This is a genomic window from Chitinibacter bivalviorum (assembly GCF_013403565.1).
Lineage (GTDB): Bacteria > Pseudomonadota > Gammaproteobacteria > Burkholderiales > Chitinibacteraceae > Chitinibacter > Chitinibacter bivalviorum.
Map to the genome: position 1 here is coordinate 1,255,004 of NZ_CP058627.1, position 26,155 is coordinate 1,281,158.

At 48.8% G+C, this 26,155-nt stretch carries 22 protein-coding genes; 13 read left to right on the forward strand and 9 right to left on the reverse strand.

Translation table 11 applies throughout. The annotated features are described in order from the left end of the window. Complete coding sequence (locus HQ393_RS05965) at nucleotides 1–1,608, reverse strand: ABC transporter permease (RefSeq protein WP_179357921.1); 1,608 nt, start codon at nucleotides 1,606–1,608, stop codon at nucleotides 1–3. 94 nt (nucleotides 1,609–1,702) lie between these two features. Beyond that, on the reverse strand, nucleotides 1,703–2,710 hold the full coding sequence (locus tag HQ393_RS05970; RefSeq protein ID WP_179357922.1) for an extracellular solute-binding protein: 1,008 nt from the start codon (nucleotides 2,708–2,710) through the stop codon (nucleotides 1,703–1,705). Between the two features lie 157 nt (nucleotides 2,711–2,867). On the opposite strand from HQ393_RS05970, the gene HQ393_RS05975 reads away from it, so the two are divergent. Next, complete coding sequence (locus HQ393_RS05975) at nucleotides 2,868–3,776, forward strand: recombination-associated protein RdgC (protein ID WP_179357923.1); 909 nt, start codon at nucleotides 2,868–2,870, stop codon at nucleotides 3,774–3,776. A gap of 64 nt (nucleotides 3,777–3,840) precedes the next feature. Here the strand turns inward: HQ393_RS05975 and HQ393_RS05980 are convergent, their stop codons facing one another. From HQ393_RS05980 to nudB, 5 genes are all read right to left on the reverse strand, one after another. Then, on the reverse strand, nucleotides 3,841–4,107 hold the full coding sequence (locus HQ393_RS05980; RefSeq protein ID WP_179357924.1) for a hypothetical protein: 267 nt from the start codon (nucleotides 4,105–4,107) through the stop codon (nucleotides 3,841–3,843). Nucleotides 4,108–4,437: 330 nt separating this feature from the next. Further along, a complete protein-coding gene (locus HQ393_RS05985; RefSeq protein ID WP_179357925.1) occupies nucleotides 4,438–6,468 on the reverse strand; it encodes an NADPH-dependent 2,4-dienoyl-CoA reductase in 2,031 nt (676 codons plus the stop codon). 120 nt (nucleotides 6,469–6,588) lie between these two features. Next, on the reverse strand, nucleotides 6,589–7,758 hold the full coding sequence (clsB, locus tag HQ393_RS05990) for a cardiolipin synthase ClsB (RefSeq protein WP_179357926.1): 1,170 nt from the start codon (nucleotides 7,756–7,758) through the stop codon (nucleotides 6,589–6,591). 3 nt (nucleotides 7,759–7,761) lie between these two features. Then, the gene (locus tag HQ393_RS05995; RefSeq protein WP_179357927.1) at nucleotides 7,762–8,532 is read right to left on the reverse strand and encodes an endonuclease/exonuclease/phosphatase family protein; all 771 of its coding nucleotides are present in this window, start codon (nucleotides 8,530–8,532) and stop codon (nucleotides 7,762–7,764) included. After that, nucleotides 8,533–8,976: a dihydroneopterin triphosphate diphosphatase gene (nudB, locus tag HQ393_RS06000; protein WP_179357928.1), complete on the reverse strand. Its 444-nt coding sequence runs from the start codon at nucleotides 8,974–8,976 to the stop codon at nucleotides 8,533–8,535. A gap of 65 nt (nucleotides 8,977–9,041) precedes the next feature. Between nudB and HQ393_RS06005 the strand changes: the two genes are divergently transcribed. The 11 genes from HQ393_RS06005 (at nucleotide 9,042) to HQ393_RS06055 (ending at nucleotide 19,801) form a co-directional block, all read left to right on the forward strand. Beyond that, on the forward strand, nucleotides 9,042–10,253 hold the full coding sequence (locus tag HQ393_RS06005) for an aminotransferase class V-fold PLP-dependent enzyme (protein WP_179357929.1): 1,212 nt from the start codon (nucleotides 9,042–9,044) through the stop codon (nucleotides 10,251–10,253). Further along, the gene (locus tag HQ393_RS06010; protein ID WP_218871311.1) at nucleotides 10,250–10,696 is read left to right on the forward strand and encodes a SufE family protein; all 447 of its coding nucleotides are present in this window, start codon (nucleotides 10,250–10,252) and stop codon (nucleotides 10,694–10,696) included. The genes HQ393_RS06005 and HQ393_RS06010 overlap by 4 nt, the downstream gene beginning before the upstream one ends. Nucleotides 10,697–10,780: 84 nt before the next feature. Beyond that, on the forward strand, nucleotides 10,781–11,629 hold the full coding sequence (locus HQ393_RS06015) for an HDOD domain-containing protein (protein ID WP_179357930.1): 849 nt from the start codon (nucleotides 10,781–10,783) through the stop codon (nucleotides 11,627–11,629). Nucleotides 11,630–11,706: 77 nt separating this feature from the next. Next, the gene (locus HQ393_RS06020; protein WP_179357931.1) at nucleotides 11,707–14,148 is read left to right on the forward strand and encodes a heavy metal translocating P-type ATPase; all 2,442 of its coding nucleotides are present in this window, start codon (nucleotides 11,707–11,709) and stop codon (nucleotides 14,146–14,148) included. Nucleotides 14,149–14,152: 4 nt separating this feature from the next. Then, nucleotides 14,153–14,347, forward strand: coding sequence for a cbb3-type cytochrome oxidase assembly protein CcoS (gene ccoS / locus HQ393_RS06025; protein WP_179357932.1), 195 nt, complete (start codon nucleotides 14,153–14,155; stop codon nucleotides 14,345–14,347). Nucleotides 14,348–14,592: 245 nt separating this feature from the next. Then, nucleotides 14,593–16,014, forward strand: coding sequence for a cytochrome-c oxidase, cbb3-type subunit I (ccoN, locus tag HQ393_RS06030; protein WP_179357933.1), 1,422 nt, complete (start codon nucleotides 14,593–14,595; stop codon nucleotides 16,012–16,014). 20 nt (nucleotides 16,015–16,034) lie between these two features. Next, a complete protein-coding gene (ccoO, locus tag HQ393_RS06035) occupies nucleotides 16,035–16,649 on the forward strand; it encodes a cytochrome-c oxidase, cbb3-type subunit II (protein WP_179357934.1) in 615 nt (204 codons plus the stop codon). A 5-nt stretch (nucleotides 16,650–16,654) separates the two neighbouring features. Further along, a complete protein-coding gene (locus tag HQ393_RS06040) occupies nucleotides 16,655–16,822 on the forward strand; it encodes a cbb3-type cytochrome oxidase subunit 3 (RefSeq protein ID WP_179357935.1) in 168 nt (55 codons plus the stop codon). 21 nt (nucleotides 16,823–16,843) lie between these two features. Beyond that, nucleotides 16,844–17,755: a cytochrome-c oxidase, cbb3-type subunit III gene (ccoP, locus tag HQ393_RS06045; protein WP_179357936.1), complete on the forward strand. Its 912-nt coding sequence runs from the start codon at nucleotides 16,844–16,846 to the stop codon at nucleotides 17,753–17,755. A 112-nt stretch (nucleotides 17,756–17,867) separates the two neighbouring features. Further along, complete coding sequence (gene ccoG, locus HQ393_RS06050; RefSeq protein ID WP_179358414.1) at nucleotides 17,868–19,313, forward strand: cytochrome c oxidase accessory protein CcoG; 1,446 nt, start codon at nucleotides 17,868–17,870, stop codon at nucleotides 19,311–19,313. Then, the gene (locus tag HQ393_RS06055) at nucleotides 19,313–19,801 is read left to right on the forward strand and encodes a FixH family protein (protein ID WP_179357937.1); all 489 of its coding nucleotides are present in this window, start codon (nucleotides 19,313–19,315) and stop codon (nucleotides 19,799–19,801) included. Before ccoG ends, HQ393_RS06055 begins: the two co-directional genes overlap by 1 nt. Nucleotides 19,802–19,848: 47 nt before the next feature. Here HQ393_RS06055 and HQ393_RS06060 read toward each other — a convergent pair whose 3' ends face one another. Continuing rightward, nucleotides 19,849–20,034 (reverse strand): YjfB family protein, encoded by a 186-nt coding sequence (locus HQ393_RS06060; protein WP_179357938.1) that lies wholly within the window; start codon nucleotides 20,032–20,034, stop codon nucleotides 19,849–19,851. A 101-nt stretch (nucleotides 20,035–20,135) separates the two neighbouring features. On the opposite strand from HQ393_RS06060, the gene dnaE reads away from it, so the two are divergent. Beyond that, entirely contained in the window at nucleotides 20,136–23,576 is a 3,441-nt protein-coding gene (gene dnaE / locus HQ393_RS06065) for a DNA polymerase III subunit alpha (protein WP_179357939.1), read from the forward strand. Between the two features lie 33 nt (nucleotides 23,577–23,609). Here dnaE and HQ393_RS06070 read toward each other — a convergent pair whose 3' ends face one another. Then, nucleotides 23,610–25,946 (reverse strand): EAL domain-containing protein, encoded by a 2,337-nt coding sequence (locus tag HQ393_RS06070; RefSeq protein ID WP_179357940.1) that lies wholly within the window; start codon nucleotides 25,944–25,946, stop codon nucleotides 23,610–23,612. Between the last annotated feature and the right edge of the window lie 209 nt (nucleotides 25,947–26,155).

Below are 26,155 nucleotides of genomic sequence, written 5' to 3' on the forward strand. Positions count from 1 at the left end.
TTAGTCCTGTTTATTTTCTGATTGAATGACCAAGAGAACGACGGGGATTAATCCTGTCAGCACGATCATCAAACTCGGCAATGCGGCATTGGCCCACATTCCTTCTGAAGTCATCTCAAACACCCGCACGGCCAAGGTATCCCAGCCAAAGGGGCGCGTCATCAAGGTAATCGGCATTTCTTTCATCACATCAACAAAGCACATTAGCAGCGCGGTCAACATCCCCCCGCGCAGCATCGGCAAATGTAAACGCCATAACAGCTGGCGTTGATTCAAGCCCAAAGAGCGTGCGGCGTCTTCCTGATTGCGACTAATGCGCTGCATTGTGCTATCCATAGGCTGAAAGGCCACCGCCATAAAACGCGCCGCCAAAGCCAATAACATGACAGCCACCGAGCCCTTGAGCACTTGAAACGTCGCAAAACCCATGCTTTGCGCGATAGGGATCAACAAATTATCCAACCAAGCAATCGGCAAGAATACGCCCACGGCCAAGACCGAGCCTGGCACGGCATAGCCCAAGGTGGCCAAACGCACCATCCAGCGCGTCGCGCGCGAATTAAAACGACGAGCAATAAACACCAACAATAGCGCCAGCAAGCTGACCAAACTAGCCGCCAAAATCGAAATCATCATCGAGCGCAAAGTAAAACCGAGATAGCGACTATCCAAATCCTCTTGCAAAATCGATTTCGCCCACACCAGCAATTGAATCACAGGGATCACAAAGGCAATCAATAACACTGCACTACACAGTGCAATCACCGCGATCTGGTGCCAGCGTTTCAATTGGATCCGCTCAGCAGCAACAATGCGCGAATGATAATGTCGCGCACCGCGCGCCCAATGCTCCATCCCCACCAGCACCAGCACAAAGATCACCAGCAAAGACGCCAACTGCGAAGCCGCAGGCAAATTAAATAGCGAAAACCATGACTTATAAATCGCGGTCGTAAACGTATCAAAATTGAAAATTGCCACCGTGCCAAAATCAGCCAGCGTTTCCATCAAAGCCAGCGTCAGGCCGCCAATCAACCAAGGTCGCGCCATCGGCAGGGCCACCTGCCAAAAACCTTGGGCACGCGATAAACCCAGCATTTGTGCAGCTTCCAAAGCCCTTTTCCCTTGCGTTAAAAATGCATTGCGCGCCAGTAGATAGACATAAGGGTAAAAAGCCAGCGACAACACCAGCACGACGCCACCGATCGAGCGTATCCGGGGAAACCAACTGGAATCTCCGCCAATATCTCGAATTAGCGTTTGCACTGGCCCGGTAAAATCAAGCAAGCCTACCTGCACAAACGCCAGCACATAAGCTGGCATAGCCAGTGGCAGCATCAAGGCCCAGCTAAAAAAGCGCCTCCCAGGAAATTCGCACACAGCGGTAAACCATGCGAGCGGTACGCCCAATAGCAGCACGCCGCAACCGACTCCGAGCATCAAAATTAAAGTATTATTGATGACCTCAGGCAGCACATATTCGCTGAGATGAGCCCATACCTCGGGCTGTGGATGCAAAAACGACCCCAACACAACCAGCAAAGGTATGAGGGTTAATAAAGCAATCGGCGCGACCAATAAGGGCCCGCGCAACATGGTTAATCGCATACATTTCTGCCAAAGACAAAGGGCAGCACCAGCAATCTGGCCTGCCCTATTGGTTTCAAATCGCCAATTGGCTATTTATCCATCATTCAATGGATTATTTATATCCTGCACGATCCATTAGTTTAACTGCTTGCGACTGCAATTCACCCGCTTTGCTCATATTGATTACGTTTTGTTTGTACGGGCCCCAAGCGCTCACCAAAGCATCTGGCTTCACTTTTGGATTGACTGGAAATTCCAGATCTTTATCCGCATACAGATTTTGCGCTTTTTCGGATGATAGCCATTCCATCAATTTAACCGCACCCGCCTCATTTTTGGCATAGCGCGTTACACCAGCACCCGATACATTGACATGAACGCCATTGGTTTTTTGATTGGCCCAGAATAATTTTGCAGTATATGCATCACGTTGCGCGGGCGTCATTTTATCCAAAATGCGGCCAAGGTAATATGTATTCACAATCCCCACCGCGCATTGGCCAGCGGCAACAGCCTCAATCAATTTGGTGTCATCGGCAAAAACATCAGTCGCCAAATTAGCGACCCAACCACGAATGACTTGTTCAGTTTTGGCTTCACCTTGCTGCGCAATCATCATGGCGACCAAAGACTGGTTGTAAACCTTTTTGCTGGTGCGCAAGCACAACTTGCCTTTGAATTTTGGATCAGCCAGATCTTCATACGTCGAAAGCTGATCGGCCTTGATCAGGTTAGGGTTGTAAACCATGGTTCGGGCACGAATTGAAAGGCCGTACCACTGCCCTTTGGCATCACGCAAATGCGCCGGCACATTGTCATTCAAAGTCTTAGAATTGATCGTTTTGAGCAAGCCCATATTTGCTGCCTGCCACAAATTACCTGCATCAACGGTAATCAGCATGTCTGCTGGGGTATTGCCACCTTCAGCTTGCAAACGCGCCATCAGTGGGCCTTCTTTATCCGACAGCATTTTGACTTCAACGCCGGTTTCTTTGGTGTAGGCATCAAAGAGCGGCTTAATCAATTGCTCATTGCGTGCAGAGTAGACGGTTACCGTTTCGGCTTGAGCTAAACCTGCTAGCAGCGCCAATGCAATCGCAGACAAAGTAAAACGTTTCATGGCAAATTCCTAAGTAGTAATTATTCTCATTATATATGTAACAACAATCATTCTCAATGAGATTCAAGTGGGTGAAATTCACTTCGCTGACCGCCGCCCATTTTGCCTTTCGCCCATACAGCGCTACAATCAGCGGCCATTCTTAGAGATACTCACGATGCTTTGGTTCCGCAATCTGCAAATTTATCGTTTATCTGCTGACCACGCGCTCAGCCCTGACAGTATCGCCACCGAGTTGGCTAAACGCCCATTTATTCCTTGCGGCAGCATGGATATGGAATCATGTGGTTGGGTAGCTCCTGCTCGTCACGAGCCAGCCATGATGGCACTTGAGCGTCAAAATGCCGTGCTGGTCGCGCTGAAAAGCGAAGAAAAAGTATTACCCGCCGCAGTCGTCAAAGATGAGCTTGATTATCGCGTTCAGCAAATCGAAGCGGCAGAAAGTCGCAAAGTGGGCCGTAAAGAGCAGCGCGAGATGAAAGATCGCATCATTGAAGAGCTCACTCCACGGGCGTTCACTCGCTCGCGTGTGCAACGCGCCTTACTGGATCTGGAATCAGGCTTGGTACTGGTCGATGCGGCCAGTGCAGCCAAAGCGGAGTATTTACTCTCTACACTGCGCGAAACCTTGGGCAGCTTGCCGACGCGACTCATCGACACGGAAATCAGCCCCAGCGCTGCGATGACCGAATGGCTCAGCAATGAAACGCCTGATGCATTTGCATTGGGGCAAGATGCCGAGCTGAAAGTACCCGGCGATGAAGGCTCTATTGCGCGCTTTAAACGTCAGGTGATGGATTGTGATGAAGTGCGCCAGCATTTGGCCGTAGGTAAAATCGTGACTCGATTGAGCCTAGCATTTGGCGAACGTCTTACGTTTACGCTCACCGACGCTTTGGAAATCAAATCACTGGCCATGCTCGATGTATTGAAAGATGAACTCAAAGACATGGATGCAGAAACGCAAGATGCGCTATTCGAGTCGCAATTTGCCTTGCTAATCGGCGAGTTGCGCGGCTTTATTCCAGAGCTACTCAACGCCTTAGGCGGCGAAACCGAGCGTTAAGCAACACGGGGTATATGGCAGAAGACAAAGCAGATTAATATCTTCAGCCATATACCCAACCACCCTATTTACCGGTCGCAATTTTCTCACCCGTAGGGTTAAGCAGTGCTCGGGCAGCACTCACTTCACGCAGACACTCGGCATCACTCACAGGATTTAAATCTTGCCGTGGCACAATGAGTGGCTGCAATTTGGAGTTGACCTTGCGTCTGACATCCAGACTGGTGTTTTGCACCACCATTTCGGTCTTCAGCGCTTTGATTTGAGCTTCGCAATTGGCAAAGGCTGGATTGGCCAGCAACAAAATAGCGAGTAAAAGCATTTTCATCATGAGTTCTCCAGCATCAGAAGCGAACGCTTTCAAGCTAGGACAAACGCATAATTTGGCCAGTTACAATATTTCCACAGCAGTAATAAATTGGAAACAACTAAGTAAGTACGGCTAACACCACTTACAGCGGTACGCGAGAGAAATATCAATTGATCTCACGAACTAAAACAATGCATTCGGCGACTTAGTTTTAAAGTGCCAGTAGCAAATCCAGTGAGACCAATTACCAATTCTGACAGTCAGAAAAGGCCATTTTTCCGGCAAAGCCGCTTATCGGATCGACGTTTAAGCGGGAAAAACGACCTTTAATCGCCGTTTAGATTACTGCGTCTATAGCGCAGACTCACGTACTTCGTCGAACGATATGCCAAGTCGGAATCCTTGTTCAATTGCCCGCTTAGCATCAAGCTCCGCAGCCAACTGCGCCCCACCAATCAAATGCACAGCTTGCCCTAAAGCTTGTAGATCGGCATACAGTGAATTCACCGACTCTTGACCCGCACAAATCACAATTTGATCGCAAGGAATGCATTTTTCAACGCCATCATGGATCAAATGTAGGCCAGCATCATCGATGTGCAGATATTGCACGCCACCCCAAAGATGAACATGTTTGCGCGCCAAACGCTGACGATGGATCCAGCCGGTGGTGCGCCCAGGCCCAGCGCCTGGCTTGCCTTTTTTTCGCTGCAACAACCACAACTCACGTTCAGGCACACGGCCATCCGGTACAAGTAGCCCGCCCTGAGCCTGCAATTGCGGATCAATACCCCAGTCCTGCAGATACGCCGCGATGGTATCTGCCGAATTAAGCAATAAATCTGCGACATCGACCCCAATACCCCCCGCCCCCACAATGGCAATTTTGCGCCCCATCGCTACGCGCCCAGCAATCAGATCGGGATACGGCACCACCATGGGGTGATCAGCACCTGCTAAGTCAAATTGGCGCGGCTGCACGCCCGTAGCGACAACGACCTCATCATAGCGTCCCGCCAGTTGCGCGGCACTCACACGGGTATTAAGACGAATGTCGACATTATTTTGCACCAGCATCACTTCGAAATAGCGCAAAGTTTCGCGAAACTCGGCCTTGGCAGGAATTTGCTGAGCGAGGCCAAATTGACCGCCCAAATGAGACCCCGCCTCAAACAAAGTGACATGATGCCCAGCCTGAGCCGCAGTTAAAGCACAAGATAGACCAGCAGGGCCAGCGCCGACTACGGCAATGGTTTTAGCTTGTGCAGCTGGACGGATATTTAACTCTGTTTCACGACAAGCACGAGGATTCACCAAGCAGGACGCGGTTTTGCCTTCAAATACGTGATCCAGACAGGCCTGATTACAGGCGATACAGGTATTGATTTGCGCACTTTGACCCGCTTTGGCTTTGGCCATAAAGAGCGGATCTGCCAATAAAGGGCGCGCCATTGAGACCAAGTCTGCATCGCCATTGGCCAAGATGTGCTCTGCAATTTCGGGGGTATTAATACGATTGACTGCAATCAGAGGCACTTTGACATGCGCTTTGAGTGCGCGTGTTACCCAGCTAAATGCGCCACGCGGCACCATGGTGGCGATGGTAGGGATACGAGCTTCGTGCCAACCGATTCCGGTATTGAGCAGCGTGACGCCAGCCACTTCGAGCGCTTGCGCCAAGGCAATGGCCTCGCTGAGCGTGCCACCATCCTGCACCAAATCGAGCAGAGAAATGCGGAAAATCACGATAAAGTGTTGGCCGACCGCTGCTCGTACGGCCTGAGTGATCGCAATTGCGAGGCGTTGCCGATTTTCAATCGTACCACCCCAGTCATCGCTGCGTTGATTGGTGCGATTTACTAGAAACTGATTAATGAGATAGCCTTCGCTGCCCATAATTTCGACACCGTCATACCCTGCGGCTTGCGCCAGCTTGGCGGTGTTTGCGAAATCCGCAATCGTCTGCTCGATTTGCGCAACACTCAATTCATGTGGGGTAAACGGTGAAATCGGCGCATTAATGGGCGATGGGGCCACCGAATGATTGTGATAGGCGTAGCGCCCTGTGTGCAAAATTTGCAGCGCAATTTTTCCGCCAGCTTGATGCACGGCGCTCGTCACCTTTTGATGTTCGGCAACTTGCTCTGCCCGATCTAAAACGGCAGAACCTTCAAACCCTGCGCCATCCGCATTGGGCGCGACGCCACCCGTGACGATCAAGGCCACCCCTGCTGCGGCCCGCTCCGCATAAAAGGCCGCCAATCGATCCATACCATTGGGCTGCTCCTCTAAGCCCGTATGCATCGAGCCCATGATGCTGCGATTTTTTAGGGTCGTAAATCCAAGATCCAGCGGGGAAAACAGATGCGGGTACTGCGCCATTGCGACTCTCCAAACGATCGTTTGAATTACCATAGCGCATTATCAAGCGGCTTCGCTATTAGGGTTGCGCCTCATGGGTGAAATTGTCTCAATTTTACGTAGCCGAGATGCTGCTACTTCTTATTCGAGGTATTTATTCCCGCCATAACCCGAGACCCCCATCATCAGACGTACCAGCGTATAACTCATCCAAACCAAGGCTCGCAAACCGATACCCGCCTGATGTATATGCTCGGGCAAGATGGCCAGCGCGTCGTTATTGAGGTGCTTTTTAACATCTAGGCGCAACTGTTGCGCAAAGATCGGATCATGAATAAAGACATTCGCCTCACGCGCCAATAACAGACTAAATGGGTCAATATTGCTCGAGCCGACCGTGGCCCATTCACCATCAAAAATAGCCACTTTGGCGTGCATAAAGCCGCTGTTGTACTGATAAATTTCGACCCCCGCCTTCAGCAAGGGGCGATAGAAAGCCCAACTGGCATATTGCAATAAGGCGTGATCTCGCTCATCTTGCAATAACAGCACCACCGCCACGCCGCGTGCAGCCGCCCTCAGCAAAGCCTGACGCAGTCGTTTACCCGGTAAAAAATAAGCATTAGCAATGATAATTTCAGATTGTGCAGCTTCAATTTGCGCCAAGTAGGCATGTTCGATTGCGGCACGATTGCGGGTATTATCACGTACAACAAGTTGTGCCGGCACTCCAGCCGTATACTCAGCACGATTGCTCAAGAAATATCGTCGCGTCCACGACTTTTTAAGTTGCGACCACGCGCTATGGCGCCACTCCCGACTCAATACCGCACGAATTTCATCAACAATTGGGCCACTTAATTGCACTGCATAGTCATATCGAGGCGGTAAGTCGGGCCCATCAAAATCACTCAATATATTAATGCCGCCCACAAAGGCGACTTTGCCATCAAAGCAGGATAGTTTCCTGTGCATGCGACGCAAACGGGCGCGATTAAACGAGAAGCGCTTCAACTCAGGGCGAAAAAACAATAATCGCACGCCGGCCTGTGCCATTGCGTTTTTTATCGCTACAGGAAAATCACGCGCGCCAAAGCCATCAATCAAGACCGAGACGCGCACGCCGCGCCTTGCGGCCGCCATCAAGGCTTGCGCGATCTGCTCTCCCACTTCGTCGAGCTCAAAAATATACGTTTCAAGATGAATTTCGATTTGCGCAGCGTGAATTTGCGCCAAAAGGGCCGGAAAAAAATCAGCACCATTGCACAGTAATTGCACTTGATTATGCTTTCTAAGCTGCGACTTGGGCATCGTTTAACCCTGCAAAACCGTAAATAATGGAGCATGGTCTGATAAATGCCGCCATGGTGCGCCCGTGAGCACTTCAGCACTGACAATCTCAAATCCGCGCACATAAACTCGGTCTAAGGTCAGTAGCGGCATGCGCACCGGGAAACTTCGTGCTGGCGCACCGTGCAGTTGTTCAAACGCCTCGCGCATCCCCAATTGAGTATGCAAGATATGACTCAGCTCAGCTCGCCAGTCGTTAAAATCCCCCGCCAACACCAAGGGTGCATTTGCGGGGATTAGACGTTGAATATGATCAACCAAAATCTGAATCTGCTTGCGCCGATCACCAGCCCGTAAATTGAGATGCACGCATAAAGCATGCAAGGGTTGATCCCAGCCGGCAATATCGAGTTGGCAATGCAAAACACCGCGTTGCTCAAAGCGATGCAAAGTCAAATCGTAGTTTTCCCAATGAACAATCGGATAGCGCGACAGCAAAGCATTGCCGTGATGTCCCAAATGATAATGGGCATTCTTGCCATAGGCGCTGTGCAACACATCCCCAGCCAAGTACTCGTGTTGGGCATCTTGCCAGGTGGCAAATCGTTTGGAATGCTGTTGATGCGCGCCCTGCACTTCCTGCAGAAACACCATATCGGGGGACAACTGACTCAGCGCTTGGCGTACATCGTGCAACACCAAGCGACGATTTAGCGGCGAGAGTCCTTTATGAATATTGTATGAGGCCACAATCAGGCGACGCTCAGGCACGATCAGCTTCACATCGCCTTGCATTTAATGCCCCATCCGCGCAGGCAATTCGCGTAGCGCCTCGGCGTTGGACGGTGAAAACACCATTTCAGCCGCTTGCTGCCAATTAACCCACTTAAAGCGGCGATGCTCATTCGGTGAAATATCAACTTCGCAGGCCACAGGGATTTCGACGCTAAATACATGTTCGGTGTTCATCGTCACACCCGGCGCATAGCGATGACGCCAAACCTCGAAAATTTCGAAATCATGGCAGCTTTCCCAGTCACGGATCTGGCTTACATCCACTCGCAAACCTGTTTCTTCTGCCAATTCGCGCTGCGCGGTATTGATCAGGCTTTCATCGCCTTCGCGGCTGCCCGTGACCGATTGCCAGGCATCGGTAAAATCATTGCGCTCCAGCAACAGCACGTCTAACTCTGGCGTATGAATAATGAGAAGAATAGAAACTGGCTGTTTATAGGGCATTTGGAATTTTTCTACGAATCAAGAGCAGCCATTATACAATTGCCAACCAATCCCTCTAGCCTTGCATGCATATGTTTGATGTCGCCGCGATAAAACAACAGTTTCCGATTTTCGATCACCATCCGGATTTGGTGTATTTGGATAATGCGGCAACCACGCAAAAGCCGCGTGCGGTACTTGATGCGGAGCGCTTTTATTACGAACACCACAATGCCAATGTTCACCGGGGGGCTCATCGACTGGCCGTCGCCGCCACAGATGCATTTGAAGGCGCACGCGCAACGGTCGCCCGCTTTATCAATGCAGCGACTAGCGATGAAATTATCTTCACCCGCGGCACGACCGAAGCGATCAATCTCATCGCCAATACTTTCGGCGAATCGCTTCTCGCTGGCGATGAAATTATCGTTTCCACCCTCGAGCATCACGCCAATATTGTCCCCTGGCAGATGCTGGCTCAGCGCACGGGCGTCATTGTTCGCCAATTAAATATTACGCCTGATGGCGAAATTGACATGGAGCACCTGCATGAATTGCTTCAGTCAAGCCGCGCACGTTTGCTAGCCATCAGCCACGCGTCCAATGCCATCGGCAGCATTCAAGATATTCAATCAATTTGTGACTTGTCACACCAAAAGCAATGCAAAGTGCTGGTCGATGGCGCACAAGCCATTGCCCATTTACCCGTTGACGTACAAGCTTTGGGCTGTGATTTTTATGTATTTTCCGGTCACAAAGCCTATGGCCCCACCGGTATTGGCGTTGCCTATATCGAACAATCACTCTTGCGTGACCTGCCGCCATGGCAAGGTGGCGGCGAAATGATTGATGTGGTGTCTTTTGCAGGCACCACTTATGCCGCCGCACCGCAGCGACTAGAGGCTGGCACGCCAGCTATTGCGCAAGCCGTTGGCCTAGGTGCAGCTTTAGATTGGCTAGCGACACTGGATCGTTCTGCCCTACTGCAACATGAAACGCAATTGCACCACCAGTTAAAGCAAGGACTGGAGTCAATTGAAGGCATCAAAATCCACGGCCATGCAAAAAACACGGTTTCTTTAAGCTCAATGACCTTTGCGGGTGCGCACCCGTATGATGTCGCACAATTTCTAGACAATAAGGGTATTGCCGTGCGAGTAGGTCACCACTGCGCACAGCCACTCATACTTACCATGGGTATACAGGGCACATTACGCGCGTCTTTGGCAATCTATAACACCCAACATGATGTGGCGTTATTATTATCAACCCTAGCAGAAACGCTGGATCTATTATGATGAACAACACTTTGCCTATCGATCAACGCTTTGAACACCCGTTTGGCACCCGCTATGACTCAAACGAAATAGCCAAACTACTCGATCAAGCATACGGTTGGGAAGCCAAAAATCGGCTCTTGGTGCAACTCGCCAAACAATTACCTGAGTGGCCAGACAGCGACAAAACCCCAAAGCATAAAGTCAGCGGCTGCGAGAGCCAGGTCTGGCTAGCCCTTGAGCCCATAGGCGCACATTGGCAAATCGCCGCAGACAGCGATTCACGCATCGTCAAAGGATTATTAGCCTTGGTTTTGAGTGCCTTTAACCAAAAATCGAGCACCGAAATTGCAGCATTTGATTTTGAAAACTGGCTCACTGAGCGAGGCATGCAAAGGTTCTTGAGTGCCAGCAGGGGAAACGGGCTTAAAGCCATTGTCAACACGATACGAAATCAAACTTAAATCCAAAAACGCTCCCCCCGATTGAAAGCAATTTCACAGGCAAGTGCTAAAGTATAACTATCCACCCAAGATAATCAGTCCAACATGATGCTACGTAATATTCCCGCCACCGAGTCAGAGCGACTGATTAAAAATCTGATTATTCCGCCACGCCCAGTCATTTTAGAGGCCATCAAGCGCGCACAAGCCGCCGATGATCCCAATTTTGAAGAAATTGCCGAACTCATCAATAGTGACTTAACGCTATCACTGGCCATGCTTAAAACAGTGAACTCGCCCTACTACCAGCTCAGCCAGAAAATTAGCTCGGTCGATCAAGCCTTGCAGCTACTTGGCCTGCGCAATACCTGTAATTTGGTTGAAGGCATTGTACTCAGACAAACCCTGTGTATTGAACACAACGATAGGATGGAGTTATTTTGGGAAATGGCGACCCGCATCGCGATGATTGCCGGGCGTCTAGCAGAACACGTACACGGCATTACACCCGAAGAAGCATATACCTTTGGCCTATTTCGCAGCAGCGGTAAAGCGGTGATGGCGGCTCGCTTCCCTGATTACATCGACACATTGGAAAAAGGTGATCGATTTAGCCGGGCCGAATTCATCGAATACGAAAATCATCGCTACCAAACCAATCATAATGTTGTCGGTTATCTACTGAGCCGTGCTTGGTACTTACCGGAAGATATGCAGCTTGCAACACTCAACCATCATGATTTTGCTGTCTTTGATTTGCACATGGATAGTGAATGGCATCATGTGTGCACATTGATTGCCCTTACTGGATTAGCCGAACATATTCTCAAAATGAATATCCAACAATATGAACATCCAGAATGGCGTGCGATTGAACCGCTCTTACTCAATCATCTGGCCCTCAAGCTAGAAGAGTATGAAGACATCGTCGATGAAGTTTCGACTCTTTTGTAGCTTAGTTAAATTACCCAAGTTAGTGCTAGCACTAGAAAATAGAACTTTACCGACGCAGTTTTAGTTAAAATAGCGGGATGACCGCACCTACTCCCTGTTTCCATTGCGCTAGCGACTGTCCAGACCCCATCGAATTCACGATACGCTATCGTGAGCATGATCAACCTGCGTGCTGCGCAGGATGCAAGGCAGTGGCCGACACTATTTTGGCCAGCGGCCTCGCCAGTTATTACGACCAAAGAACAGAAAGCGCTAGCCGCACCGAACCGCTACCTGCTGAAATTCGTGAGCAATTGCAGCTTTATGACGATTTTCAATTGCAATCTAGCTTCGTGCAGCAAGTATCAGACAATATCCGAGAAGCAGCTCTCATCCTTGAAGGGATTAGCTGCGCAGCGTGTATTTGGCTGAATGAACAACACCTTAGCAAATTACCCGGCGTTCTATCCGTCTCCATCAATTACAGCACGCACCGCGCTAGAGTTCGGTGGGACGATCAGCAAGTAAAACTATCGAGCATTTTGCAGCACATTGCCGCGATCGGTTATCGCGCACACCCATATGATCATGAGCGCAATGAAGCTCAATGGGAAAAACAGCGTAAATCGGCCTTGTTGCGCTTATGGGTTGCTGGATTATCCATGATGCAGGTGATGATGTTTGTCATCCCCATTTACATGGCGCCCACTGGTGAAATTGAAGATAACTGGCTCACCATGATGCACTGGGGTAGCGCCTTACTGACACTTCCAGTTGTGCTGTATTCATGCTGGCCGTTTTATGTGAATAGCTGGCGCGAGCTTCGGCATGGCCGAGCGGGCATGGATTTACCCGTGAGCATTGGGGTGGTTGCGGCTTTTATAGCCAGCCTATATTCATTGATTACCGCTCACGGAGAAATCTATTTCGATTCCGTATCCATGTTTGTGTTCTTGCTACTGGGCGGGCGATATTTAGAATTACAAGCACGCCGCCGCGCTGGCGCAGCGGCAGAAATGCTGGTCAAACTCGTACCTGCCTTTGCGCACAGGTTAAGTCACGACCATAGCCTGCATGAAACACCTGTTCATCGCTTAAAAGCGGGCGATCTCATTGTCAGTAAAGCGGGAGAAACAATCCCCGTTGATGGGGTCGTGCTCGATGGTCGCAGTGAAGTCAATGAGGCCATGTTAAGCGGAGAAAGCCGCCCAATCATCAAAGAATCCGGCTCAAGCGTAGTTGCAGGCAGTTTGAATCTGATCTCAGCTCTAACCATCGAAGTTAAATCGACGGGAAACAATACTCGCCTTGGCAGTATGGTGCGACTTCTCGATCAATCATTACAAGAAAAACCCTATCTTGCCCAATTAGCCGATCGCGTCGCTGGCTGGTTTATTTTTGCCTTACTACTAATTGCATCAGCGTGTTTTTTATACTGGTATCGACACGATCCAATTCATGCATTGCCACACACCGTCGCCGTGCTGGTCATCTCATGTCCATGTGCGCTTTCATTAGCAACCCCAGCGGCACTGACTGCAGCGACAGGGCATTTGGCACAAATTGGTCTTTTACTGACTCGCGGCAACAGCCTAGAAAACCTTGCGCGCGTCACAGATATTGTTTTTGACAAAACAGGTACCTTAACATTTGGCGAGCCGCGCTTAAGTCAAACCATAGCACTTGCAATGTTTGCCGATGAGGCCCTACCGATTGCAATCGCACTAGAAAACCGTTCCGAACATCCGATCGCGAAAGCCTTTCAAATGGACGGAAAAAGCAATGAGTTAATCGTTACGGACTTTTGCAATTACCCTGGCGGCGGTATCTACGGCAAAATTAATGGTGAAGATTACTGGCTGGGTTCAAGTAACTTCATAAGTAAGACACTAGGTCATCAAGAATTTGAACGAACAAAAGCGCACGAATCAGAAGGCACCATCATTTACTTGGCCGACAAAAATTCAATGCTCGCCGCATTTGTACTAGCAGATCAAATCCGGCCCGAAGCTAAAGCCGTCATAGACTACCTCAAGACTCAGCACTACCAATTGCACTTACTTTCTGGGGATCAACTCCCTATTGCCAATTTGGTTGGCGAGCAGCTTGGGATCCAGAACATTCGCGCAGCTGCCACTCCCGAAACCAAGGTCGCCTACATTAAAGCCCTGCAAGCCAAGGGACATCGCGTTTTGATGTTAGGTGACGGGGTAAACGATGCACCAGTGCTTGCGATGGCCAATGTATCGATCGCCATGGGTGAAGGTGTTGATATTGCCCAAGCCGCAGGCGATATGATTTTGCTGAATAGCCAACTTGAAACCTTACCCAAAGCACTATTACTTGCGAAAAAATGCCGCAAAATCATACGCCAAAACTTAATTTGGGCACTTGCATACAATTTAGCAGCGCTACCCATCGCGGTTGCAGGGCTTGTTACACCTTGGTTAGCAAGCCTTGGCATGGCGCTTAGTTCTTTGCTGGTTGTATTGAATGCACTCAGGCTGCTAGCTCCCGATCAATTGAAAAAAGCTAAATAATTCAATGGAAAGTCTTTATTTATTAATTCCATTATCGCTCTTAATTGCACTTGGAATTGGTTTGATATTTTGGTGGTTTATCCGCAGTGGGCAAACCGATGACCTAGAGGGACCCAGCTGGAGAATTCTTCAGGACGACGATACAACGATAGAATCAACCACGCCAGGACGCACACCACAGAAAAAAAACCCTGACTGACGCCACACAACAAGGTAAAATCGGGAAGATTGCCATTGGATTTGCTTGATGTTGATCAACATTGAGTGCAGCAAGTCTGCGTATAGTCCAGTAGGCACTTTTGTACCTGGATTGGGGATGCTCTCACCCTAATCCAATAACCGCAGATGAACTAAGCACTTAGTTTAAATGCGGCTATTTTTTTGTTTTTCAATCTTTATTTTAATTTTAATTCCAAGCAGTTGGAGATCAATCGGAGCGCTGTAATGGAAAACCAAGCCACATACAATTACAAAGTGGTGCGGCAATTTGCCATCATGACGGTCGTCTGGGGCATTGTCGGCATGCTGGTTGGCGTAATTTGCGCCGCCCAGATGTTCTGGCCAGAACTAAATATCGGGCCATACTTTCACTTTGGACGCCTTCGTCCATTGCACACTAATGCAGTTATTTTTGCTTTTGGTGGCTGTGGATTATTTGCGACCTCGTACTACGTCGTTCAACGTACCTGTAACGTACGCCTGTTCTGCGACAAATTAGCCGCTTTCACCTTCTGGGGTTGGCAGACAGTTATTTTGCTAGCTGCAATTACCTTGCCACTGGGGTATACCAGCGGCAAAGAATATGCAGAGTTGGAATGGCCAATTGATCTGCTGATCACCGTTGTATGGGTAGCGTACGCCGTTGTCTTCTTCGGTACCTTGGCAAAACGCAAAGTTAAGCACATCTATGTGGCCAACTGGTTCTACGGCGCCTTCATCCTTGCTGTTGCATTACTGCACTTGGTAAACAGTGCCGCCATGCCTGTTACAGCGATGAAATCGTACTCTGCCTATGCAGGTGCAGTAGATGCAATGGTTCAATGGTGGTACGGCCACAATGCGGTAGGTTTCTTCTTGACCGCAGGGTTCTTGGGCATGATGTACTACTTCGTTCCTAAGCAAGCAGGTCGCCCTGTGTATTCATACCGCCTGTCTGTGGTTCACTTCTGGGCATTGATTTTCACCTATATGTGGGCCGGCCCTCACCACTTGCACTACACAGCACTTCCCGATTGGACGCAATCTCTGGGCATGGTGTTCTCTTTGATTCTGCTAGCACCTAGCTGGGGCGGCATGATTAACGGCATTATGACCTTGTCTGGCGCATGGCATAAACTGCGCACAGATCCAATCTTGAAGTTCTTGGTTACCGCCCTCTCCTTCTACGGTATGTCTACGTTTGAAGGCCCAATGATGGCGATTAAATCTGTCAATGCACTGAGCCACTACACTGACTGGACTGTAGGTCACGTTCATTCTGGTGCTTTGGGTTGGGTTGCGATGATCACCATCGGTGCAATCTATTACCTCATCCCACGTCTGTTTGGTCGCGAACAAATGTGGTCGGTAAAATTGATCGAAGTGCACTTCTGGATTGCAACATTGGGGGTAGTACTTTACATCTCATCAATGTGGATTTCTGGTGTAACTCAAGGCCTGATGTGGCGCGCAATCAATACTGACGGCACATTAACTTACGCCTTCATTGATGCCGTTAAAGCGTCTTATCCGTACTACTTCATCCGCTTCTTGGGCGGCTTGATGTACCTACTTGGCATGTGCCTGATGCTTTACAACGTACTGCGTACTGTATTTGACGGCAAAGCCGTTGATGCAAAAATCCCAGCCGTTGCCGCACACGCCTGATTACGGAAGGACGAATAATAATGAATAAGATTCAAAAATTGATTGAGGAAAACGTAGTGGCCCTCATCATCCTCACGCTCCTGACAGTGAGCGTGGCGATGTTTGTCGAAATTTTGCCACTGATGTTTAGTAAATCCGTGACCCAACCCATCGCAGGCGTAAAGCCATACAGCGCACTGCGCTTGGAAGGTCGTGACATTTACATTCGTGAAGGCTGCTACAACTGTCACTCACAAATGATCCGTCCTTTCCGTTCAGAAACTGAACGCTATGGCCACTACTCAGTTGCGGGTGAATCAGTGTACGACCACCCATTCCAGTGGGGCTCAAAACGTACAGGCCCTGATCTGGCACGTGTTGGCGAGCGCTACTCTGACGAATGGCATCGCGCCCACCTGATGAATCCACGTGACGTGGTGCCAGAATCAAACATGCCTGCTTTTGCTTGGTTAGCCGTGAACAAAATTGATTCAACGGTTACACCGAAGAAAATGGAAGCACTGCGTAAACTGGGCGTTCCATACACGAACGAAGACATTGCCAACGCCAGCAAAGAAGTTGAAGGTAAAACCGAGATGGAAGCGGTTATTGCCTATCTTCAGGGCTTGGGTCTTGCATTGAAAAATAAAAGGTAAGCACGATGGATTTGCAGAACGACGTTCGTATCATAGTGACTGTATTGGGCTTTATTTTGTTTGTCGGCATTTGCTTTTGGGCCTACAGCAAATCAAGCAAGCAGCGCTTTGATGAAGCTGCGCAACAGCCGTTCCTCGACGACGACTTGCCGTCGTCGGGTAAGCAATCCTAATCGGCTAACGGAGAAAAGAGAATGACAGACTTTACGAGTGGTTTTTGGGGTCCGTTTATTGCCACAGTGGTAATTCTCGGCATTGTGTTTGTCTCTTATCTGCTTATCACGCAGATGAAAGTCAAACTCAAAAAAGGCGAGAAAGCTGAAGTTACTGGCCACAAATGGGATGGCGACTTGGAAGAGTATAACAATCCGCTACCAGGCTGGTGGGTTGGTATGTTTGTGCTGACCATTGTTTTTGCCATTGCTTACCTGTGGCTTTACCCTGGCTTGGTCGTTTTTGGTAATGCAAAAGGCTGGTCACAACAAGGTCAGCACCAAGAAGAAGTTGCAAAAGCCGATGCTAAATACCAAGCCCTGTACGACAAATATCTGGCCATGCCTATCCCTGCCGTAGCTCAAAACAAAGAAGCAAACGACATGGGTAAACGCCTGTTTCAGACTTATTGCGTTCAGTGTCACGGTGCGGATGCTCGCGGCGCGAAAGGTTTTCCAAACTTGACCGACAATGATTGGCTCTACGGTGGAAAACCTGAAAAAATCGAAGAAACAATTACTAAAGGGCGTCACGGTCAGATGCCTGCATTTGGTGCTGTTTTCGGCGAAGAAAAAGTTCGCGACGTAGCAAACTATGTGCTGAAAATTTCTGGCAACCCAGCATTTAACGATGTTCGTGCTGAACGTGGCGCTGAAACATTCAAACAAGTTTGTGTGGCATGTCACGGAGCAGAAGGCAAAGGGAACCAAGATATTGGCGCACCTAACCTGACAGACAAAACTTGGTTGTACGGTGGCTCAGAAGCTACCATCGTTGAGACCGTAACAAATGGCCGCAACAATGTCATGCCAGCCTGGAAAGAATTCCTAGGTGATGGCAAAGTACACTTGCTGTCTGCCTATGTTTACAGCCTGAGCCAAAACCAGAAGTAATACATACTAAGTAGTTCGCAAAATCGGGCAGCGTAAAAACTGCCCGATTTTCATATCAGAATCTTGATTCAATAGAGTGCTATTGAATGAATGTTTTGACCGGAGAATAAACATGAGCCAAAAGCTAAAAGACATCCCTGTCAATGTAGTCAACGTTAAAGACGATGGCGAACTCGAAGAAGTATTGCTGTATTCTGCGCATAAAAAAATCTACCCGCGATGGATTAATGGCTTCTGGAACAAATGGCGCATTTTTTTCGTTCTAGCGACTCAGCTTTTTTTCTACTGCATCCCTTGGATTCAAATCAATGGTCGTCAGGCCTTATTATTTGATTTGGTCGAACGTAAGTTCTATATTTTTGGACTTATTTTCCTGCCACAAGATTTTATTTATCTCACCGCCCTACTCTTACTTAGCGCCTTTGGGCTGTTCGCCTGGACCACAATTGGCGGCCGCTTATGGTGTGGCTACGCCTGCCCACAGACCGTATATACCGAAATTTTTCTATGGATGGAAAAATGGGTTGAAGGTGATCGCGCGGCACGCATCAAGCTCGATAACGGTCCTATCAGTGCACGAAAATTGCGCCTAAAAGCAACAAAACACGCACTTTGGATCGCTTTCGCACTTTGGACGGGGTTTACCTTCGTCGGCTATTTCACACCAATTCATGCATTATGGGCGGAGCTACTTGCCCTCACGATTACGAGCACTGAAGCCTTTTGGATATTGTTCTACGGTTTTGCAACCTATGGGAACGCGGGTTGGATGCGAGAGCAAGTCTGCAAATACATGTGTCCCTACGCGCGTTTTCAAAGCGCCATGTTTGATGCTGACACTCTGATTATCAGTTACGATAAAGAACGAGGTGAAAATCGGGGCACACGTAAAAAAGGTATAGACTACAAGTCGCAAGGTTTGGGCGACTGCATCGACTGCACCATTTGCGTACAAGTCTGCCCCGTTGGTATCGATATTCGTGATGGCTTGCAATACGAATGCATCGGCTGTGCGGCCTGCATTGATGCTTGCGACGAAGTTATGGATAAAATGCAATATCCACGTGGACTCATCCGCTACACCACGGAAAACGCACTGGAACACAAATACCCGGAAAAGGATATTCACAAACAATTACTGCGGCCACGAGTCATTATGTATGCGGTACTGCTCAGCGTAATTTTAGCGGTTACAGGGTATTCGCTCTTTCATCGTCAACCCGTTAAAGTAAATATTGAGCGTGATCGTGTCGCCTTAGTGCGTGAAGTCGAAGATGGCTGGCTTGAAAACACCTACCGAGTGCAAATTCAAAATGCCAGCGAAAAACGGCACACCTACGTCATAAGCGCCGATGGTCTTGACGGCATGAAAGTCATCGCTGAAGGTAACGGTCAATTTACACTTGAACCAACCGCAACAAGCGATGTCTCAGTTCGCTTGCAAGTCGCTCCTGAAAAAGCCAAAGCGGGCAGTCATGAAATTCACTTAATCGTTAAATCTCTCGACGACGCTGCTATTGCAGTACGCGAGAAAGCTACATTTATTGGAAGAAATTAATGGATGCAAAACCCTGGTACAAACACCCCCATGTTTGGCTTTTAATCACCTTCCCTGCGCTGGCCATCATTGGTGGCATTTACATGGCTTACCTGGCTTATACCAATAAAGATGGTTTAGTCAGTGATAACTATTATAAAGATGGGCAAAAAATCAATGAACGAATCGCACTCGATCAAAAGACGGCAGCGCAAGGCATCACAGCACAGCTACTGTTAGGAGATGATCAGCAGAGCATTCGGGTGATACTCAACCAAGCGGTTGAGGGCGAGTTGATTTTAAAAATAGCGCATCCAACCCGAGATGGATTTGATCAAACCATTGAACTCGAGCCTCAGGCCCCAATGATGTTTGCGGGTAAAGCCGACCATGTTATCGCCGTACAGCGCTGGCAAGTTGAGCTGGCTGACAAAAAAAATAACTGGCGGCTAGCCAAAGAATGGCAGGTATTACTCGGAGAGCCTTTATTAATGCAACCTTCAAAGTGATACCCAATAAAAAACCCACATTCTATGTGGGTTTTTTCTATTTCGTATCAAGCTTTTACATCGATGTTTTGCCCTAAATTCGGCGGATTATTACTTGCGGACACTTGGGGCACACTATCAAGCAGAGTCAGCACACTTTGCTCTTGAATATCCATTGCTTTTCGTAGTACTAACAAAGGCGCAATTTCCTTCGCCCCGGCGCCACTTGCGGCACTTACCAAACTTGCATCCATACTCACCTCCTACAACTTCTGTGATTCTACTCCAACTACCAGATTAGCCCGATGCGTGATTAATGCAGGCCACAAATTGAGCCAGATGTTAAAATATCGACATGAATGCTCCTTCCTTTATCCATTTACGCCTCCATTCCGAATTTTCAGTGACCGACGGTATCGTCCGGCTTGAAGATGCAGTTAAACGTGCCAAATCTGAGCACATGCCCGCCTTGGGTGTTTCAGATTTGATGAACTTGTTCGGGATGGTGAAGCATTACAAAGCTTGCCGCAACGCAGGGCTTAAACCAATTGTGGGCCTCGATGCTTGGGTAGAAAACCCAGACGATAAGGATAAGCCTTTCCGCATCCTACTCATTTGTAAAAACCGCGCTGGTTATGGGCGGCTTTGCGCTTTGCTCACACAAGCATACAAACATAATCAGTATCGAGGGCGTGCAGAGCTGCAAAAGCAATGGCTGATCGATGGTGATAATAGCGGTTTAATCTGCTTATCAGGCGCAGAGCTAGGGGAAGTTGGCCAGCATTTATTGGCCAAAAATGACGAAGCTGCATTGGATGCGGCCCAATGGTGGTCGGCGCAATTTCCAGCTAATTACTACCTAGAAATACAGCGCACAGGCCTGAGCAGCAGTGAACATAGCCTGCAAGGTCATTTAGATATTGCATCACAACTCTCACTACCTGTTGTGGCAACCCACCCGATACAGTTTATGAATCGGGAGCATTTCAAAGCACACGAAGCGCGCACCTGTATCGCAGAAGGCTATGTGATGGCGGATAAACGCCGGCCTAAGCGCTTTACTGAAGAGCAATACTTCAAATCTGTTGCCGAAATGCAGGAGTTATTTGCAGATCTGCCCGAAGCACTCGCCAACACTGTAGCGATCGCACAGGGATGCAATTTATCAATTGTCTTGGGCAAAAACTATCTTCCGCTGTTCCCAACACCAGACGGGATGACACTGGATGATTTTCTGGTGTATGAGGCTAAGCGCGGCTTAGAAATGCGCCTTGCACAGCTATACCCCGACGAGACCAAGCGTGAATCAGAGCGAGCTCGCTATTACGAGCGCCTAAAATTTGAAACGGATACCATCGTCCAGATGGGTTTCCCTGGTTACTTCCTGATCGTTGCCGACTTCATTGCTTGGGGCAAAGTCAATGGTTGCCCCGTAGGGCCAGGTCGTGGCTCGGGCGCAGGCTCTCTCGTTGCCTATAGCCTAGGCATTACCGACATTGACCCAACCGCCTACGCCCTACTGTTCGAACGCTTTTTGAACCCAGAACGGGTATCAATGCCCGACTTCGATATCGACTTCTGCCAGGAAAACCGCTGGCGCGTCATCGAATACGTGCGTGAAAAATACGGTGCTGAAGCTGTTAGCCAAATCGCCACCTTCGGTACGATGGCGGCTAAAGCGGTGGTCCGTGACGTAGGTCGTGTGCTAGATCTGCCCTATATGTTCTGTGATGGGGTTTCCAAGTTAATCCCAGCCGCACCAGGCAAGCAGTACAGCCTTGATGACGCGGTAGAAATGGTCCCTGAACTAGCTGAGCGGATCGAGCGAGAAGAAGAACTCCGTGAGCTTTGGGATCTAGCCAAAACACTTGAAGGCCTAACCCGCAATATTGGTATGCATGCAGGGGGGGTATTGATCGCTCCAGGGCAGATTACGGACTTTTGCCCGGTATACCAGGCCTCAGGTGAGGATTCATCCCCTGTTTCGATGCTCGACAAAGACGACGTCGAACAAGTCGGGCTGGTTAAATTTGACTTCTTGGGCTTGCGAAATCTAACGATTATTGAGTTGGCGCTGCAGTACATCAAAAACCAAACCGGCGAATACCTTGATCTCATGAGCCTTGGTTTTGATGACCAAGCCGCATATCAAGTTTTCCGCGATGCCAACACCACCGGCGTATTTCAGGTCGAGTCGGATGGGATGAAGCGGCTACTCGAAAAGCTCGCACCTGACCGTTTTGAAGACATTATTGCGGTATTGGCACTTTACCGTCCCGGCCCACTCGGCTCGGGGATGGTGGATACCTTTATTAACCGTAAAAAAGGCATCGAACAGCCTGATTACTTCCACCCTGACCTTGAGAAATGCCTAGAACCCACCTATGGCGTTATTGTTTATCAAGAGCAGGTGATGCAGATTTCGCAGATCATCGGCGGCTATACGCTCGGTGGCGCGGATATGTTACGTCGCGCCATGGGTAAGAAAAAACCTGAGGAAATGGCCAAGCACCGTGCGACGATCGCCGAAGGTGCTGCAAAAAAAGGGTACGACCCCGCCCTTGCCGAGCAATTGTTCGACCTGATGACCAAGTTTGCCGAGTACGGGTTTAACAAATCGCATACGGCTGCCTATGCTGTGGTTTCCTACCATACAGCATGGCTTAAAGCACATCACACTGCGGCATTTATGGCAGCAACGATGTCGTCTGAATTGGACAACACCGACCAGCTTAAAGTCTTTTACGATGATTGCATCGAAAAGAACAAGCTAGAACTACTGCCCCCAGATATCAATCAGAGCTTCTATCGCTTTGTGCCTGTGGGCAAACGGCAAATCCGCTATGCACTCGGTGCAATCAAGGGCGTCGGTGAAGGTGCGGTCAACATGATTGTGGCCGAACGCGAGAAGAATGGTCCTTTCACCTCGATTTACGATTTGTGCAGTCGTACAGATAAGAAAGAAGTTAACAAGCGCGTACTTGAAGCGCTCATTCGTGGTGGCGCATTCGATGCAATCGACGATCATCGAGCTCGTTTGATGGCCAATGTTGAGCAAGCCATGGCGGTGGCCGATGCCGAAGCCGCGAACGCGAATCAGATTAGCTTATTTGACCTGCTCGAGCCTGCCGCAGCACCTCAATTTGAAATGATTGAAGTGCAGCGCTGGGATGACAAAATCAAACTGGCGGAAGAAAAAACTGCAGTCGGATTTTACTTGTCAGGCCACCCATTCGATGCGCACGCCAAAGCCATCAAGGGCTTGATTAAAACACGCCTTGATCGGCTGCAAAATCAGCGTGAGCCCCAATTTATCGCTGGCATCGTCGCTGGCATGCGCGTCAAAAATGGTGAACGCGGACGGATGTGCTTTTTACAACTTGATGACGGTAACGGCAAAGTCGAAGTTTCGCTCTTTTCAGATTCTTTCGAAACCAACCGTACCAAACTCAAGGAAGATGCACTTCTCGTTATTGAAGCCAAAGTTTCCGAGGATCGTTTTTCGGGCGGTCAGCGCATTATTGCTGATCGCGTATTTGATGTAGCCGAAACGCGCAGCCACTTCGCCAGAGCATTAAAATTAAATTTTGGCAAAAACAACGACCACGAGAAATTTAAGCAGATATTGTCACCGCACTGCAGCGAAGAGGGTTGTGCCGTCGAAATTTCTTATCAAAATGAAATCGCACAATGCACTGTGAATCTAGGGTTTCAATGGCGGGCGCTACTGCGGGATGAATTGATCGCCGACTTAAAAGAGTGGCTTGGTCATTCAGCAGTAGAAATTAAGTTTTAATTTAGGGGGCTCTCGCCCCCTTTTTTTATTTCACTACACTAATGGTGCAGGCTTACCAAAATAAAAGCCCTGCGCATAATCGACACCAATTGCCGCCAGTTCATGCAAAATAGCCTCATTTTCAACAAACTCAGCGATGGTTTTACAGCCTAAACTATGCGCAATATCATTTACTGCAATGACCATCTGCCTACTCACCTTATCATCAGCAATATCGGTCACCAAGCTACCATCGATTTTTAGGAAATCAACAGGCAGGGTTTTTAAATAATTAAATGATGAAAAACCACTACCGAAATCATCAAGTGCAAATTTGCAACCGCGCGTACGCAAAGTTTCAATAAACACCGAAGATTCTTTCAGATTTGAAATGGCCGCAGTTTCGGTAATTTCAAAACAAATTGCATAAGGTGGCACCAGTGTCATATCCAGTTGCTGCAAAATAAAGGCCAGCGTTTGCTTATTTAGTGACTTACCGGATAAATTAATCGCCAATTGAGGCAGCGGGCTATTGCTATGCACACGGTCCGCCAAGTATTTAATACTATGCTCAATTACCCAGCGGTCAATTTGCGCCATCATATCGTAGCGCTCAGCAGCTGGAATAAATGCACCTGGCGTGATCACACGGCCGTTACTATCTATTAAGCGAATCAGTATTTCCAAATGTGGTATTTCGGCATCAATCCGATTCATTGGAGTAATAGCTTGAAAATACAGTTGGAAACGGTTTTGTTCGATGGCCTCTTTGAGTGTCGCTAAGAGTTGAATCTCATTATGACGCTCAAGCAGATCCTGATCATCACTGCTGTACCAACTCAATTGATTACGGCCAGCATCTTTGGCCGCAAAGCACGCCACGTCAGCCTGACTCATCGCCTCTTGCGGACTTGCGCAACGATGATCCAATTTCACCAAACCAATACTGACCGTGACACCATGAGGGCGGTCTTGCCAGACGAACCTAAATTGCGCCAGCGCATGCAACATCCGTTCGGCTAAGACCTGAGCTTCGGCATGGGTGGTATTTGATAATAAAACACCAAATTCATCGCCACCGAGACGCCCCAAAATTGAGCGCCCAGGCAACATCAAGCCTTGCAGCAAGGTCGTCACATGCCGCAGCAATTCATCGCCTGCCAAATGACCACAGGTATCATTGACCAGCTTAAACTGATCCAAATCGAGCAACATCAAGATGTGTGGCTGATGATCGAGTAACACCTGCTGATGCGCAATGACCAGTGCATTTTCAAAGCCGCGTCGGTTAGTAAGCCCAGTTAAATAATCATGATCCGCTTGATAAGCCAGCTTTTCAGTTAATGCTTGCGCCTCAGTCACATCATGCAATACCAAAACCAAGCCCACTACTTGTCCATCTTGATCGGTAATCGGTGCGGCGGCATATTCGACATTTAATTTTGCGCCATCACGATTGAGCAACATCGCCTTCTGTGCATTTTGCGCTTTGAGGTCATCTCGGGCACGGCCCAACACCTGATACAACTCATCCGGCGTCAAGTCACCACCCAAACACAGTAAATCAGCGACGAATCGGCCTCGTGCATCCTGTGTCGACCAGCCTGTTAGCTGCTCGGCGGCTGGATTGATCAGTTTAATTTTGAAGTCATGATCAGTGGTTAAAATCGCATCGGTAATCGAAATTAGCGTCACTTCAGCCAGCTCTTTCTCTACGTACAGCGCACGTTGCGTTTCTTCGCGCTCACGGTAGCCGCGCTGCAAATTGCCGCGCATTTCATTAATGGCATCAACTAAGGTCTGCATTTCATCGGGCTTATCCACCGTCCTTTGCAAATGCAGCGGGGACGACAACAAACCATAATTAAAATGGCGCGTGTATTCAGCGATATGGCTCAAATGCCGGGCAATCAGACGGTGATACAAGATCAAAAAGAATAAAGCCGCGGTCGCCATGCCTAAGCCTTCAAGCAGCAATAGGCGCAAAAACTGGGCATAGAGCCTAGACTCAAGCTCGCTTAAAGTTGTACTGAGTTTTAATTCCCCCAGCACGACCTCCTTATTAGTCAGCGGATGCAAATACACCACAGGAAAACTCTCTGTCACGACATCGTGGCCAATATTTAATTCTTGGCCCGAGGCATACTGCTGACCATCACTTTCCACGAGTAAAGCATGCTGAACCACTCGAGTTTGAAGCAAGGAATTGAGTTGACTATGAATTGATTCGGTATTAACCAGCCATAAATTACTGGCCAGTTGCGGTGTGGCTGTTTTGCCTAGTGTTTGTAGGTCGGAGCGAGTTTGCTGCAGGCTGCGATCATATTCGAGCTTAAGCAAGAAGAGCGTCATAGTGACGGTCACGACCAAGCCGGTCGCAAATACGGCCAAGATCAGTCTCCAAGCGAGTCGATTCGCTTGGTAGAATTGACGCAAACGCTGAAACAACGAAAAAATCACTGCGAAAATACCTGTTGCGTTTAGATTGTTTGATTGAGCATAAACGCTAGTCTGTAAGGAAACAAGCATTTGCTGATATTTGACAACCATAAAGCATCACAAATACTCGTACGTCATATTTCGGCCAGGGTTTGCAGCCC